Annotated in this window: 14 protein-coding genes; 12 read left to right on the top strand and 2 right to left on the bottom strand. The window is 65.4% G+C overall.

Annotated elements, in window-relative coordinates; translation table 11 throughout:
• Nucleotides 1-179: 179 nt before the first annotated feature.
• Entirely contained in the window at nucleotides 180-317 is a 138-nt protein-coding gene (locus I6N89_RS03080; protein ID WP_207016734.1) for a hypothetical protein, read from the top strand.
• Nucleotides 318-719: 402 nt separating this feature from the next.
• Nucleotides 720-1,031 (top strand): hypothetical protein, encoded by a 312-nt coding sequence (locus tag I6N89_RS03085; RefSeq protein ID WP_207016735.1) that lies wholly within the window; start codon nucleotides 720-722, stop codon nucleotides 1,029-1,031.
• Nucleotides 1,032-1,041: 10 nt separating this feature from the next.
• Here I6N89_RS03085 and I6N89_RS03090 read toward each other — a convergent pair whose 3' ends face one another.
• The gene (locus I6N89_RS03090; protein ID WP_207016736.1) at nucleotides 1,042-1,689 is read right to left on the bottom strand and encodes a carbonic anhydrase; all 648 of its coding nucleotides are present in this window, start codon (nucleotides 1,687-1,689) and stop codon (nucleotides 1,042-1,044) included.
• 139 nt (nucleotides 1,690-1,828) lie between these two features.
• On the opposite strand from I6N89_RS03090, the gene I6N89_RS03095 reads away from it, so the two are divergent.
• From I6N89_RS03095 to I6N89_RS03105, 3 genes are all read left to right on the top strand, one after another.
• Entirely contained in the window at nucleotides 1,829-2,221 is a 393-nt protein-coding gene (locus I6N89_RS03095) for a hypothetical protein (protein WP_207016737.1), read from the top strand.
• Nucleotides 2,222-2,299: 78 nt separating this feature from the next.
• Nucleotides 2,300-3,682, top strand: a complete 1,383-nt coding sequence (locus tag I6N89_RS03100) for a leucyl aminopeptidase family protein (protein ID WP_207016738.1) — start codon at nucleotides 2,300-2,302, stop codon at nucleotides 3,680-3,682.
• Nucleotides 3,679-4,509 carry an NlpC/P60 family protein gene (locus tag I6N89_RS03105; RefSeq protein ID WP_207016739.1) on the top strand — a complete coding sequence of 277 codons (831 nt, stop codon included), beginning with the start codon at nucleotides 3,679-3,681 and terminating at the stop codon, nucleotides 4,507-4,509. The genes I6N89_RS03100 and I6N89_RS03105 overlap by 4 nt, the downstream gene beginning before the upstream one ends.
• 102 nt (nucleotides 4,510-4,611) lie before the next feature.
• Here I6N89_RS03105 and I6N89_RS03110 read toward each other — a convergent pair whose 3' ends face one another.
• The gene (locus tag I6N89_RS03110; protein WP_207016740.1) at nucleotides 4,612-5,844 is read right to left on the bottom strand and encodes a glycosyltransferase family 2 protein; all 1,233 of its coding nucleotides are present in this window, start codon (nucleotides 5,842-5,844) and stop codon (nucleotides 4,612-4,614) included.
• Between the two features lie 103 nt (nucleotides 5,845-5,947).
• Between I6N89_RS03110 and I6N89_RS03115 the strand changes: the two genes are divergently transcribed.
• The 7 genes from I6N89_RS03115 to I6N89_RS03145 all read left to right on the top strand — a co-directional run bounded on the left by I6N89_RS03115 (nucleotide 5,948) and on the right by I6N89_RS03145 (nucleotide 13,987).
• Nucleotides 5,948-6,877, top strand: a complete 930-nt coding sequence (locus I6N89_RS03115; protein ID WP_207016741.1) for a family 16 glycosylhydrolase — start codon at nucleotides 5,948-5,950, stop codon at nucleotides 6,875-6,877.
• Nucleotides 6,874-8,151: an O-antigen ligase family protein gene (locus I6N89_RS03120; RefSeq protein WP_207016742.1), complete on the top strand. Its 1,278-nt coding sequence runs from the start codon at nucleotides 6,874-6,876 to the stop codon at nucleotides 8,149-8,151. The genes I6N89_RS03115 and I6N89_RS03120 overlap by 4 nt, the downstream gene beginning before the upstream one ends.
• Nucleotides 8,148-9,353 carry a glycosyltransferase gene (locus I6N89_RS03125; RefSeq protein WP_207016743.1) on the top strand — a complete coding sequence of 402 codons (1,206 nt, stop codon included), beginning with the start codon at nucleotides 8,148-8,150 and terminating at the stop codon, nucleotides 9,351-9,353. The genes I6N89_RS03120 and I6N89_RS03125 overlap by 4 nt, the downstream gene beginning before the upstream one ends.
• On the top strand, nucleotides 9,350-10,333 hold the full coding sequence (locus I6N89_RS03130) for a glycosyltransferase family 2 protein (protein ID WP_207016744.1): 984 nt from the start codon (nucleotides 9,350-9,352) through the stop codon (nucleotides 10,331-10,333). Before I6N89_RS03125 ends, I6N89_RS03130 begins: the two co-directional genes overlap by 4 nt.
• Nucleotides 10,330-11,286 (top strand): glycosyltransferase family 2 protein, encoded by a 957-nt coding sequence (locus I6N89_RS03135; RefSeq protein WP_207016745.1) that lies wholly within the window; start codon nucleotides 10,330-10,332, stop codon nucleotides 11,284-11,286. Before I6N89_RS03130 ends, I6N89_RS03135 begins: the two co-directional genes overlap by 4 nt.
• Nucleotides 11,287-11,293: 7 nt before the next feature.
• Nucleotides 11,294-13,651, top strand: coding sequence for a Wzz/FepE/Etk N-terminal domain-containing protein (locus tag I6N89_RS03140; RefSeq protein ID WP_207016746.1), 2,358 nt, complete (start codon nucleotides 11,294-11,296; stop codon nucleotides 13,649-13,651).
• A 96-nt stretch (nucleotides 13,652-13,747) separates the two neighbouring features.
• Nucleotides 13,748-13,987: a hypothetical protein gene (locus I6N89_RS03145; protein WP_207016747.1), complete on the top strand. Its 240-nt coding sequence runs from the start codon at nucleotides 13,748-13,750 to the stop codon at nucleotides 13,985-13,987.
• Nucleotides 13,988-13,991 lie beyond the last annotated feature (4 nt).

The raw sequence follows: 13,991 nt of genomic DNA on the forward strand, positions 1-13,991 counted from the left end.
TGTTTCAAATACGACCTATTCCGAGGGATAGGGGAGCTGCGCCTTTGTCGCCGGCGAACTACCCCTCGGACGACTGGCTGCCGAGCGCGGGCTGGGGTATTTCGTTTGCATGGGCCGCAGGATGGCGCGCCCCGAGAGGTCCAGAAGGGCGCAGCGAGATATTTTCCAGGAGCCCAGACATGACCGCCGATCTGATCGAAATCGCCCGCGGCCGCCGCAGCGCCGCCCTCACCGCCCGCAGCCTGATGCTCTGCGAACGCCATGAACGCCCGGTTGTGGGCACGGTGGACCGCGTCCTGCGCTATCTGGGGCTCTGATCCCAATCAGGCGGCTGCGGTTGGAGGCGAGCAGCCGCCACCCTGTGCCGGTCCTTGCGTCCCGCCTCACTGGCCTCTCTCTCCCTCTCTCACTGGGCCGTGGGGCGCGCAAGACCGGCTGACTTTCGGGTGAACCGAGTTCCGGGCGTCAGCCTTTGCGAAACGGCGCTCGCTCTTGCCGGCCCGCGCCCTGCGGGTCACCCGCCTCAGCTTTTCGTCTCTCTGGCGCGCAAGTCGCAGCGACGCATCGTAAAGCTGTCCTGGCAGCCGCGTCGCGCCAGTCTGTTCCAAAATGCCACACAGACTGGCGGAGCAGGGCTAACATCGACTACCGCGGCTCTGCCCAATTTTCGTCAAATTTGAGGCGCAGGCTGCCTCTGTATCCAGTCAAGGAGGTGAGATATGCAACTCCAGTTACGTCCTGCCGCGCTTCCCGACCCGCTCGATTGCGAAACAGCCGCGTTGCTGCGTCAGGTTTTGCTGCCGATTCTCGAAACCGCCTCCAGCTGGGCCAGCCTATCCGCCGCGCTGGCGCGGCGTGGCTATGCGCTCACCTTCCGCATGGGCCACATGGTCATCTTGAACGCCGAAACCGGCACCGCGCTCTGCACCGGCGGGGCCATGGGAACGCCGCTGGGTACGCTCAGCGCCCGGCTCGGACGGCCTGCGCTGAGACTTAATTCCGACGGTTGCACCGCCGAGCTCGATTGCTGAACGCGCGCGCTCAGACCGCGACGAAGCCGCCGGCCTTGGGGTCGTAGACCTCCAGTTCGCCCTTGCCGATCTCGTGCCAGACGCCGTGCAGGCTCATCTCTTCGGCCTCGACGGCATCGCGCACGAAAGGGAAGCTCATCAGATTGCCCAGCGAGGTCAGCACCGCCTGGTGTTCGAGCGCCTTCGAGACCTTGTCCTCCGGCAGATCCTTGACCTTCTCATAGCCCGGCCGAAGGATATCCATCCAGCGCCCGACAAAGCTCGATTTCTCCTCCAGCGCCGGCGCCTTGCCGGAGCACATGTCGAGGCAGCCCTGCACCCCGCCGCAGCTGGAATGACCCATCACGATGATATGCGCGACCTTCAGCGCGGTGACCGCGTATTCCACCGCCGCCGAGGTGCCGTGGTGATCGCCATCGGGCTCGTAGGGCGGCACCAGGTTGGCGATATTGCGGTGAATGAAGAACTCGCCGGTATCCGCGCCGAAGATCGAGGTCACATGCACCCGGCTGTCGCAGCAGGAAATCACCATGGCACGGGGATGCTGCCCTTCCGACGCCAGCCGCCTGAACCAGGCATGGTTTTCGCTGTAGCTCGTGGCCTTCCAGCCCTGAAAACGCTGTACCAGATAGTGCGGAAGCGGTCTTGCGGCCTGCATCACGGTCTCCTGTTCGCATCACGATCCGGCAAGGAAATACGCTGTATTCAAGTGGAATTCGAGAGAAGAAATGCGGCAGGTCTAACCTTTTGGGAACTTCGGAGCGTTACTCAACAAGGTTGTGGGGACGTGATCGAGGATGGACGAGGTGGTGGAACAGGTCGCAATACTGTCCCCGAGCGAGACGCCGGGGCTCGATCCGGAACGACTCGCTGCGCTCTACGCCCGGTTCGGCGCCCGTGACGGCGAGAATATGGTGTGCCGCGCCATGGAAGAGCTGGCCTGCCGGCTGGGGCAGGCGGATCGCTTCTACGACGAGGGCGATCTGGCGCAGATGCGCAAATGCACGCGTGCGCTCGGCGCCATTGCCGGGGAAATCGGCATGACCGGGCTCAGCCGGATCGCCATCGACGTGGTGCAATGCATCGACGATGGCGATGCGGTGGCGCTGGCCGCGACTCTGGCGCGCCTGGCCCGCATCGGCGAGGGCTCGCTCTACGCGGTCTGGGATCTTCAGGATCTCTCTGTCTAGCGCGCCCGGCTGCCCCTTGCAGGCGCCGCCCGCATCGCTAGGCTCCCGGCACGATCATTTGCCAGAAGGGGCCCGCCTATGTCTTTCCGTTTCGCCGAACCCGACGCGCAGGCGCTGCCGCTGCATCTCGTCGAAACGGACGGGCTGGAGGGCTGGCTTGCCGGCCAGCCGGACTCCGTCCGCGGCTGGGTCGAGGCCAGCGGCTTTGCCGGCGCCATAGGCGAGGCGCTGCTGCTGCCGGGCGAAGCCGGGCAGCCGGTCGCGGCGCTCGCCGGCTATGGCAGCGCCGCTGCCCGCCGTCGCACCCGCTTCGCGCTTGCCGCCGCCGTGGCAAAGCTGGGCGGCGGCACCTTCCGCATCGCCTCGGGTCTGCCCGCAGGCAAGGCCGAAGAGGAGGCGCTGGGCTGGTTGCTCGCGGGCTACCGCTTCACCCGCTACGCCGGCAGCGAAGGGAAGACCGCTCGTTTTGTTGCGCCCGACGGCATTGATGCGGAAAAGGTCGAGATCCTCGCCGCCGCCGAGGCGTTGACCCGCGATCTGGTCAACACCCCCGCCTCCGACATGGGTCCGCAGGAGCTGGAGGATGCGGCGCGGGCGCTGGCCGAAGAGTTCTCCGCAGGGATCGAGGTGGTGTCCGGCGCGGCGCTGGAGGAGGGCTTTCCGATGATCCATGCGGTGGGTCGCGCCAGCCCGCGCGCGCCGCGTCTGATCGACCTGCGCTGGGGCAGCGAGGGGCCGAGCCTCACGCTGGTCGGCAAGGGGGTCTGTTTCGACACCGGCGGGCTCAACCTCAAGCCGGGCAGCTCCATGGGGCTGATGAAGAAGGATATGGGCGGCGCGGCCAATGTGCTGGGCCTTGCCCGCGCCATCATGGCGCTGGGGCTGAAGCTGCGGCTGCGCGTGCTGATCCCGGCGGTGGAGAACAGCGTGTCCGGCAATGCCTTCCGCCCGCAGGATATTCTCACCTCGCGCAAGGGGCTGACGGTGGAGATCAACAACACCGATGCCGAGGGCCGGCTGGTGCTGGCCGACGCGCTGGCGCTGGCCGATGAGGAAACGCCCGACCTGATCGTCTCCATGGCGACGCTCACCGGCGCGGCGCGGGTGGCCGTGGGCCCGGATCTGGCGCCGTTCTACACCGATGACGAGCCGCTCGCGGCGGCGCTTTCGACAGCGGGCACCGCCGCGGCGGATCCGCTCTGGCGGATGCCGTTCTGGGAGCCTTACGAGGCCCGGATCGAGCCGGGGATCGCCGATCTCGACAATGCGCCGGCGGGGGGCATGGCGGGTTCGATCACCGCCGCGCTCTTCCTGCGCCGCTTCGTGACGGAGACGCCGCGCTACGCCCATTTCGACATTTACGCCTGGCAGCCGAACCCGGCGCCCGCGCGGCCCAAGGGCGGGCTGGGGCAGGGCCCGCGTGCCATTCTCGGCGCGCTGCCGCAGGCGCTGGGGCTGTGACCGACCGGCGCCGCAGGCCGGCCAATGACCGGGTCGTGGCGCGCGCGTATGCCGCGGCCTTCCCGGCGCTGACATCGGTCGAGCCCGAGCCCTGTTACATCGCTCAGCCGGTGGTCGATCTCAGCCTGTCGCCCGGCGGACGTCGCGACCGGCAGTTGCGCTATGGCGATGCGTTCGATCTTCTGGAGCGCCGCGAGCGCCATGCCTTCGGTCATGCGCCGGGGGCGGATTATGCGGGCTGGGTGCCGGCGGAGGCGCTGGCGCCCGCCGCCGCGCGAGGTGCGCCGAGCCACCAGGTCTGTGTGCGCCAGACCCATGTCTACAGCGCGCCGGATTTCAAATCCCCGGAGCGGCGGGCGCTCAGCCATCTTTCTGCCCTTGCCACCGGGCGCTGCGAGGGCCGGTTCACCGAGACCGAACTGGGCTGGGTGCCGACGGTGCATCTCTCGGCGCAGACCGAGAGCGACCCGGTTGCGGTGGCGGCGCGCTATATCGGCACGCCCTATCTCTGGGGCGGGAATTCCGGCTTCGGCATCGACTGCTCGGGGCTGGTGCAGGCCGGGCTTGCGGCCTGTGGCCTCGCCTGTCCCGGTGACAGCGATCTTCAGGAGAAGGAGCTGGGAGAAACGCTGCCTGTCGGAACCGAGCCCCGGCGCGGCGATCTGATGTTCTGGAAGGGCCATGTCGCCCTTGTCTCGGATCCGCAGACGCTGTTGCACGCCAATGTGTTTCATATGGCGGTGGCTTATGAGCCGCTCGGGGCGGCGATTGCACGGATCGCCGAGCAGGGCGATGGGCCGGTCACACGGCACGCGCGGCTGAGCTAGGACAAGTTTCTTCGAAGAAACTTGCAAATCTCTTCGAAGAGATTTGACCTGTCGTGCTGTTCGGGTCTGGCAGCGACCGGGCGCAGATAACGCCGCACGACCTCACTGAGTCGTGCCAGGGCGTCGCCGCTCTACACCATCTGGGATCGGCAGGCCTTCCGCGGCGTCGCCTTCAAGGCGCAGGCGCGCGTTCCGCCAGATGGGGAGCAGCCACAACGCCCAAAGCCCCTCAGCTCCCTCCGCCTCGACACTGAGATGGTGCCGGGCGGCGAGATCTGTCAGTTGTGCGGCGATCGGCGCCGGCGGGACAGGCCATTGCCCGCCTGCCGCAGGCACAGCCGGAAAGGCGATATGTTTGCCGCAGCCCGGTCTGTCAGCCTTGCCCAGACATAGGCGCAGCTCGGTCTTTTGAAGGGGGGTGGCGCGTTGTCTCTTGCGTCGCTCGGCAACGCTGCGGGCGAGATTCCGCATCAGCGTGGGGCGTCGTAGCAGCGCGCCTGCAGCGGCGATCATTTGCCGGGACTTCAATGCTTCGACCAGATTTTCAAAGGCGAGCTGGTGTTTCAGTGCCGCGGAGCGCCGCGTCAAAACCGGAATGAGAGTCCTGTCTGCATCGGCCGCGATGCGCTCGTGCGCGGCGATCATCCGTGCCACCGCGTCGGCGCTCAGCCGATACGACAGGGATTGCGCGTGCCGGCGGTAGAGATACATGGGATCGGGCAACGCAATTGCCCTGTGCCCGGCACGGAGCAGGCGGAGGTAGAAGTCGAAATCTTCCGATATCTGAAGGCTTTCATCATAGCGCAGATCGCTGATGGCGTGGCGCGCGATCAGCGGTTTGAGATAACCCAGCGGCGGCTGCGCGCTATCCGGCAGATCGGATGCGATCAGCGCCTCGGCGGTGATTTCGTAAGGCTCGCAAAGCGCCAGCGTTTCAAGCAGCGTGCGCCCCGCGGCGAGCGGCGAGTCCGACACGAACACCATGTCGTCGCAAACGATGGGCGCGCCGCTGTCCTCTGCCGCAGCCAGCAGGCGGCGCAGGCGGTCGGGATGCATTATGTCGTCGCTGTCGGCGATCGCGATCCATTCGCCGCGGGCGGCGTCGATGCAGCGGTTGCGGGCTGCCGCCGCGCCGCCATTGCGCTGCGCCTCGAGCAGTCGGACCCGCGGGTCGCGTGCGGCCCAATCACGAACGATGGCAACCGAATCGTCGGTCGAGGCGTCGTCGGCGACGATCAGTTCGAGATCGGCATGCGTCTGGCGTAAAACCGACGCAATCGCGGCGCCTAGGAATTCGGCGCCGCAGTAATTCGCCATGATGACGGAAATCGTCACTGAGACCACCTTTCGGAAATGGCGTTGAGCTGCCTTAGGTTTGTCTTGATTTGGATTTTAGGCCCCGTGGACATGCCAGCACAAACAGGTAAAGGACCGCTTTTTGGCGATTTGCGCGCATTTTTTGAGCATTTTTCTGAAACGTGCGGTTTTGATAGCGGCGCATCTTCTCTGCGTTGCGGCAATGACACGTCACGGCTGTAGTTTGGCAGGAATACTAAGCGCGAGAATCGCTATGTTGTGTGACATGCACAGATTTTTTACCTCCGTGATCGCAGCGCTGATTGTTTCGATTGGCGGCGGTGTGGGGTGTGCGGCGGAAACCATCACGCCGATGACCGAGGCCTATCAGACCGACTTTCGCCGTCTCGAAAGCGGGCGCTGGTATATCTCGAACGGCTGGAGCAACGGCGATCACCAGAACTGCACCTGGTCGCGGCGGGCCATCGCGCTCGAGCAGGGCGGCGGTTTGCGTGTGCGCTACATGCCGGCCTCCGAAGCGCTGCCCGAGGCGCTCTGCGGCGAGCTCCAGACCCGTATGTGGTTTCTATACGGTACGTTCGAGGCCCGTCTGCGCGGGGATCTCGGATCCGGGCGCAACGCTGCGTTTTTTGCCTATACCGGGCCGGTGCACGGTCAGCCTCATGATGAGATCGACTTCGAGATGCTGACGCGCGAGAGCGGGCTCATGTGGCTGAACCGCTATGTCGCGGGCAACGATTTCGGGGAAGGGAAAGAGAGTGATTTCGAACCGGGCGCCGAGGAGGGTTATGTCGACCTCGCCTTTGTCTGGGAGCCGGATCGCTTGCGCTGGTATATCAATGGCGAGCTGCGGCGCGAGGAGACCCGAGGAATCCCGTCGCATCCGATGAAAATCTACTTCAGCCATTGGGGCAGCGATATTCTGACCTCATGGATGGGCCCGTTCGACCCGCCGGACGGCCCGGTGGAGATGAAGGTTTCCAGCTTTTCCTATACCCCGATGGGGCAGCGCTGTGTTTTCCCGGATTCGATCACATGCGAGCTGCCATGAGCGGACGGGCGCAGGCGATCACGATCAGCCCCACCGCGCTGCTTCTGGGCATCGCGATTATGGGGCTTCATATGACCGCGATGCTTGGAACGAAGGCTGCCCTTCTCTTTCTGACTGCCGGGCTTTGCCTGATCCTGTACCGGCCCGGGGCGCTGCTGCGCGAAACCCGGGATTCCTGGCTGGTATGGGCGCTGGTGGGCTGGTGCCTTTTTTCCACGCTTTGGTCCGCGGCGCCCGGCCTGACGCTTCGCTATGCGATACAGCTCGGCCTGACCTTTGCCATTGCGATCGCCGCCGCGTGGCGGATCTCGGTCACGAGCCTCTTGCGCGTGCTGCTCGTGACGTGCGCGATCACGGCGTTGATCTCTATCGCGCTGAACCGCACGCATTCGCATGGCTACTGGATCGGAATCTTCGGATCGAAGAACGCATTCGCACAGTTTTGTACGCTCTGCGTGATTTCCGGGTCTGCCGTTCTGATAGATCCGAAAGGGCGTGGGCTCTGGGTTGTGCTGGGGGCTTTCGTGGCCTTGCTCGGATTCCTGCTTCTCCTCAAGGCCGGTTCGGCAGGCGCAACGATTGCCGCGCTGCTGTCGGTTATGACAATGGCGGGGCTCTGGGCGATGGGGCGGCTTACCGGCTGGCAGCGGACATTCCTGATCTTGCTCATGGCGTTGACGACCCTGCTGACTATCCTTCTCGTGGTCGGGTATTTCGACGCGTTCTCACGGCATTTTCTCGAACTGACCGGCAAGGACGTCACGCTCACGGGCCGCACGCAACTTTGGGGCGTCGCCTTTGGAGAAATCGGCCAGCACCCCCTTCTAGGGCAGGGCTACAAGGGCTTTTGGGTGGTCGGCAACCCTGTCGCCGAGGCGCTGTGGGAGGAATTCGGAATCGCATCGAAGAGCGGCTTCCATTTTCACAACACGCTGATTTCGAACGCGGTCGAGATCGGGCTGGTCGGCATTGGATTGCAGGTGGCGATTTTCGCACCGGCGCTTTTCGTCATCCTGCGCTGGAGCGCCAGTAGCCCCAGCGCCGAAACGCTCTTGCTGGCCGGGCTTCTGATCCGACAATTCGCGCTGATGCACAGCGAAGTGGTGTTCTTCTCGCATTTCCACGTCTTTTCGATCCTGACGGTGATGGCGTCCATTTATGCCGCCCGCGCGGTGGCGGAGGCGCGGCGTCGTCAGGCAGCGCCGGTTTTTGCGTCACGCTGGCAGCCGCGCCGGGTGCCGCAGCCGAGCCTCGTCGGAGAACATCTGCGATGAATGTGCTCTATCTCGCCCACGATCTCGACGACACCGCGATCTGGCGCCGCGTTGCCATGTTGCGCGCCGGCGGGGCGCGGCTGCGCGTGGCTGGGTTTCGCCGCGGCGATGCGCCGCTCACCGAGGAGGCGGAGCTGCTCGGTCAGACGGAGAACGGGCGCCTTGTGGCGCGCGCGGCGAGCGTCGCGCGGCTGTTGCCGTCGATCGGGCGGCGTGTGGCGCGGATGACCGCAGGGGATGCGCCCGACGTGATCCTGGCCCGCAATCTCGAAATGCTGATGCTGGCCCGTGTGGCGATGCTCTCGCTGCGCAAGCGGCCCAAGCTCGTCTACGAGATGCTCGACATTCATCGCGCGATGCTGGGGCAGGGGGCTGCGTCGCGGATGATGCGCCGGATCGAGGCGCGGCTGATGCGCGACGTGGCGCAGCTGTGGATTTCCTCTGACGGATTCCGCGCGCCCTATCTCGACGCCTATGACCGCCCGGTGCGCAAGCTGGTTCTGGTCGAGAACAAGATGCTGCGGCTCGAGTCCGAGGTGTCGGCGCCCGGCCCTGCCACGCGCAGCGCGCCGGCCGAGCCCGGGCGGATCACGATAGGCTGGTTCGGGATCCTGCGCTGCGCCTGGTCGCTGGAAACACTCGATGCGCTGACGCGTGCCGATCCCGGCCGATATCGGGTGATCCTGCGGGGCAAGCCCGCGCGCGATGCCATGCCCGATTTCGACAGGATCGTCGCGGCCAATCCCGATCTCAACTTCGAAGGCGCCTATCGCTGGCCGGATGATCTTGCCGCGATCTATGGCGAATGCGATTTCGCCTGGCTCATCGACCGCTTCGATGCCGGGGCCAATTCGGACTGGCTCGTGCCGAACCGTCTTTACGAAGGCTGCCTGCACGGCGCCGTGCCGATTGCCCTCGCCGGAACGCAGGTGGGAAAATATCTCGATGCGCTGGGCTGCGGTGTGCTGGTGCCCGAGGCGCATGGGGATGCGGTGCGCGCGCGACTCGCCGTGATCGGCGCTCCGGAGGTGGCTGAGGCGCGGGCTGCGGTGGCGGCCCTGCCGCGCGAGCTCTGGGAAGCCGATACCGACGCTTGCCGGCGGCTGGTCGACGTGTTGCGCGAGCCCTCCGACACCGAGGCGCAGCCTGCCGCGTTCCGGGAGCGGCGCAGCGCGATGCCCGGCGAAAGGAGCGGCACATGAGCGCCCTGATCGCGATCCCCACCCTGAACGAAGAGCGCCATATCGACGCCGTTCTGGACAGCGTGGCCGCCTTCGCATCCGCGCGGGAGGCGCTGGTCGTCGTTGTCGATGGCGGGTCCGGCGACCGGACGACTGAGATTGTGCGCGACCGGATGCAGGCCGCGCCCTGGCTGCGGCTGCTCGACAACCCCGCGCGGCTTCAGAGCGCGGCGGTCAACCTTGCCGTGGCGGAATATGGCGATCTCTATGACTGGCTGATCCGTCTCGACGCACATTCCGCCTATCCCGAGGGCTATCTCGAGACGCTGCTGGGTGAGGCGGCGGCAACCGGCGCGGATTCGGTGGTCGTGTCGATGCATGCGGTCGGCCAGAGCCCGCTTCAGAAAGTTGTTGCGGCCGCGCAGAATTCGCGGTTCGGCAATGGCGCGTCGGCCCATCGCAACGCCACGGAGGGCGCCTGGGTCGATCATGGGCATCACGCGCTGATGCGGATCGCGGCCTTCCGCGCCGTCGGCGGCTACGATCCCGAGTTCTCGCACAACGAAGACGCCGAGCTCGATTATCGCCTTGGCCTTGCCGGCTACCGGATCTGGCTGACCGGCCGGACGCAGCTCGACTATTTTCCGCGCAGTACGCTGCGGGCGCTGTTCCGGCAGTATTTCAATTTCGGTCGGGGCCGGTCGCGCAACCTTGCAAAGCACCGCGCCGTCCCGGCCAAGCGGCAGCTGATCGTTGCGGCGCTCGCTCCGGTTCTGCTCCTGTCGCTGCTTGCGCCGCTGCACCCGCTTTTCGCGTTGCCCGTCGCCGGCTGGCTGCTGGCCTGCATGGCGGCAGGTCTGCTGATCTTGCGTGAATGCCGCGCGCCCGAGGGGCTGTTGGCCGGTTGGGTGGCCGGGCTGATGCATCTGGCCTGGTCGGCGGGCTACTGGAGCCATGCCCTGACCCTGCCGCGGATTCACGCCGCCCGGAGACGTTCATGAGCGAGACGGAAACGATCCTGATCGGCGTCTGTACCTTTCGCCGCAGCTCGTTGGAAGCGACCCTGCGGTCGCTGGCCGAAATGGCGGTGCCCGAGGGAACGGGGGTCCGGATCGTCGTGGCGGACAATGACGAGACCCCCAGCGCCCGCGCGCGGACGGAGGCGGCGGCAAATGTGCTGCCGGTGACCATCGACTATGTGCACGCGCCCGCCCGCAATATCTCGATCGCGCGCAACGCCATTCTCGATCACGCGGCGAAGCTGGGATGTACAAAGCTGGCCTTTATCGACGACGACGAAACCGTCGATGCGGGTTGGCTTTCCGCGCTTGTCGCGCGGCAGCGGGCGAGCGGACACTCTGCTGTCGTCGGTCCCGTGCGCGCCGCCTATCTGCCTGGCGCGCCGGATTGGATGCGGCGCGGCGCGGTGCATGACACCGAACCCGATGTGAATGACGAGGGCGTCGCCCATACCGGCTATACCTGCAATCTGCTTCTCGATCTCGCCGACCCGCGACTGGCTGGACTGCGCTTCGAACTGGCGCGGGGCCGCAGCGGAGGCGAGGATACGGCCTATTTCGCGCGGTATCAGGCCGGGGGCGGGCGCATTGCCTATGCGCCGGACGCGGTGGTGCGCGAGATGGTGCCCGAGGCGCGCGCCAGCAGGGGCTGGCTGCTGCAACGACGGTTCCGAATGGGCCAGACCCATGGCGGGCTGATCCGCGAGACGGCCGGACCGGCGGCACGGATCCGTGCCGCCGCGCTGGCGGCGCTCAAATTCGGCTATTGTCTGGTTGCGGCTGCGGCGGCACCCTTCGACACTTTGCGCAGAAACCGGGCATTGATACGCGGCGCGCTGCACGCGGGTGCTGTTTCGGGCTGTCTGGGAGGAGCAGCTCTGCAACTATACGGAGCCGGCGATGGCGTCGTCGAAGAAACCATGGGGACACGGTGATACACGCATGCTGAGATTCGACGATGGAGCCGGAACCCTGCGAGAAGAACGAAACGAGTCGACCCTGCCCCATGTCGATCTGTCGCGTCTTCTGGCCGCGCTGAAACGGCGAAAGAAGGCGATCATTTTTTCCGTGATCTTCTGGGCGATTCTCGGTGTTGGCGTCGCGATGACATCGCCACGGTATTACGTCGCCACCGCGCAGGTGCTCCTGGACAGCAATATCAGCCGGACTCTGCAACAGGTTTCCACCGTAGGCGATCTCCCGACCTCCAACGCCGCCATGGAGAGCGCGCGGCTGGTGCTGTCTTCGGATCCCGTCGCCACAGCGGTCGCCGACCGTTTGGAGCTCGACCAAAACCCTGCTTTCATGAATCCGCCGGTGGCGCTGTCCAGCAAGATCATCGGGCAGGTGATGGCCTGGGTCCGCTGGCCGATCAGTTATTTGCGCAATATGATCGCGCCGGAACCAGAGGTCCCTGACGCCGAGGTCGTGCAGCCGACGCCGGAGCAGATCGCTGAGATGCAACGCTCTGCCATCGTGCAGGCCTTGCAGCGGCAGGTGCGGGTTTCCCGCGTCGGCAACAGCGCGGTTCTGGGGATCAGCTATACTGCCTACGATCCCAATCTTGCCGCCGATGTCGTGAACAGCTTTGCCAATGTTTATGTCTCTGACGTTCTGAACGCCAATTACGAAGCGACGGAGCGCATGACCTCATGGATGCTCGACCGTCTGACCACGCTGGAGCAGGACGCCAGGGAGGCGGCGCAGGCGGCAGAGGCCTATCGGGCCGAGAACGGTCTCGTGGCGACAAACAACGTCACCATGTCTCAAAACGCGGTGACCGCGCTGAACTCGGACCTGTCCCAGGCGATCGCAGCGGCGGCGCGGGCCCGCGCCCAGGTCACCGCGCTCGAGGCGGTGGTCGGCCGTGGCGCCGGAGCACTGATCGCCAATGGTGTGCCCTCCGGCCTGCCTCCGATTGATGATCCGGAGTTCCAGCGGATTCAGCGGCAGCTCGCCGCGCTGGCTGACGACCTGCGCGAGGCGGAGCGGATTGCCGGCGTCGACTCGGCGCTTTACCGGACCAACCAGTTGCGCGCCCACAACGCGGCGCGACAGCTGTTCAACACGATCCAGGTCCGGCTGGAGCAGGCAAGGGGAGAGGAAGCGCTCGCCGAAGCACGGGTGAGTGCGCTGCGCGAGAGCCTGAACGCCGCGATGAGCAACGACGCACGCAGCGGCAGCGCACATGTCGAGCTGCGCGCGCTTGAGGATCGCGCCACCACCCTTGCGGCGCTCCATCAGAGTTTTCTGGCGAAATTTCAAGAGCTTGATCAGCAGAAGAGCTTTCCAATCTCGAATGTGCGCGTTCTGAATCTTGCGCAGGTGCCGCGCTTTGCCGCCGGTCCGAGCGTGAAGATGGCGCTGCTGGTCTGCATCGTTCTGGGGTTGATGACCGGTCTTGTGATCGCTGCGATCCGCGAGTGGCGCGACCGCTTCCTCTATACCGCCGAGCAGGTCGGCGACGAGGTCGGCTCGCAGTTCCTCGGGTATCTGCCGATCGTCACCCGAAAGCCGGATATCCTGACCAAGAACGACTCGAAGAAACCCGCCGCCGCGAATCCTGAAACCGGCGCCGTGCCGCTCGATGTCACGCCTCCCTGCTACGCGCTTGAAAAACCAAGATCGCAATTCGCCGAAACGCTGCGCAGCATCCGACTGACCATCAGCCTTGCCTGGCGCCGCGAGCGCTTGCAGGTGATCGCGCTGAGTTCGGCACGGCCGCATGAGGGCAAGACCTTTATCGCCTATAATCTTGCCGCGACCATCGCCGCCGGCGGGTCGTCGGTGGTTTTGCTCGATGCCGACCCGCATCGCAGCGGCCTGTCGCGATATTTCGGGCTGCGGCGCGGTGCCGGGCTTCTGGAGGTTCTGGAGGGCTCGCGGCACTGGCGCTCGGTTCTGCGTTCGGTGCCGGGCACCGGCGTCGACATGCTGCCGGTGCCCGCTGTGCGTGAGCGGCCTCAGGTGCAGGAGATGCTTGCGAGTCAGCGTTTCAGCGAACTTCTGGCCGAGCTGCGCGGCAGCTACGATTACATCGTTCTCGATCTCGCGCCGATGGGGCCTGTCTCGGATGTCCGGGCCGTGATCGACGAGATCGACGGGCTGGTGATGCTCGCCGAATGGGGCAAGACCAGCAAGCTTTTGCTGCGGCGCCTTCTGCATTCCGATCCCCGTATCACGCAGAAAACGCTGGGTGTCGCACTCAACAAGGTCAACCTGAAGCGCCTGCGCAACTACGCGTCCGAAGGCGATAGCGTCAGCTATCTCGGGGATTACGGAGGCTATTACGTCGAGTGATCGCTAACGCGACCGTGTTCCTCCTGCGCCGGCTCTGCCCTCGGTTGAAATTTTCTTAGCTGCGTGCTATCCGGACTTAGGGAGAGGAGAACCAAAGTGACGTTTTCCGCATTTTTGGCCGGACTGGCGATCTATCTGACACTTCAGACCGTTGCGGCGTCCATGCTCGGACTCGGGCTGTGGACCATTGTTGTGCTTGATGTGGCAGCGCTTTTTCTCGCGCAGCTCATCTATCTCGTGGTGATCTTCGCGATGGTCCGGCGTCAGGACGCCAATCGTGAAGACGCGACTCACGAGGCGCGCCGTCGCACCGGCGAAGATGCCTTTCCCACCTGACACA

The organism is Salipiger abyssi, assembly GCF_017311415.1.
GTDB lineage: Bacteria > Pseudomonadota > Alphaproteobacteria > Rhodobacterales > Rhodobacteraceae > Salipiger > Salipiger abyssi_A.

Coding starts and splice junctions, on each gene's coding strand:
- I6N89_RS03080 (WP_207016734.1), top strand. CDS start 180: ATGACCGCCGATCTGATCGAAATCGCCCGCGGCCGCCGCAGCGCCGCC.
- I6N89_RS03085 (WP_207016735.1), top strand. CDS start 720: ATGCAACTCCAGTTACGTCCTGCCGCGCTTCCCGACCCGCTCGATTGC.
- I6N89_RS03090 (WP_207016736.1), bottom strand. CDS start 1,689: ATGCAGGCCGCAAGACCGCTTCCGCACTATCTGGTACAGCGTTTTCAG.
- I6N89_RS03095 (WP_207016737.1), top strand. CDS start 1,829: ATGGACGAGGTGGTGGAACAGGTCGCAATACTGTCCCCGAGCGAGACG.
- I6N89_RS03100 (WP_207016738.1), top strand. CDS start 2,300: ATGTCTTTCCGTTTCGCCGAACCCGACGCGCAGGCGCTGCCGCTGCAT.
- I6N89_RS03120 (WP_207016742.1), top strand. CDS start 6,874: ATGAGCGGACGGGCGCAGGCGATCACGATCAGCCCCACCGCGCTGCTT.
- I6N89_RS03125 (WP_207016743.1), top strand. CDS start 8,148: ATGAATGTGCTCTATCTCGCCCACGATCTCGACGACACCGCGATCTGG.
- I6N89_RS03130 (WP_207016744.1), top strand. CDS start 9,350: ATGAGCGCCCTGATCGCGATCCCCACCCTGAACGAAGAGCGCCATATC.
- I6N89_RS03135 (WP_207016745.1), top strand. CDS start 10,330: ATGAGCGAGACGGAAACGATCCTGATCGGCGTCTGTACCTTTCGCCGC.
- I6N89_RS03140 (WP_207016746.1), top strand. CDS start 11,294: ATGCTGAGATTCGACGATGGAGCCGGAACCCTGCGAGAAGAACGAAAC.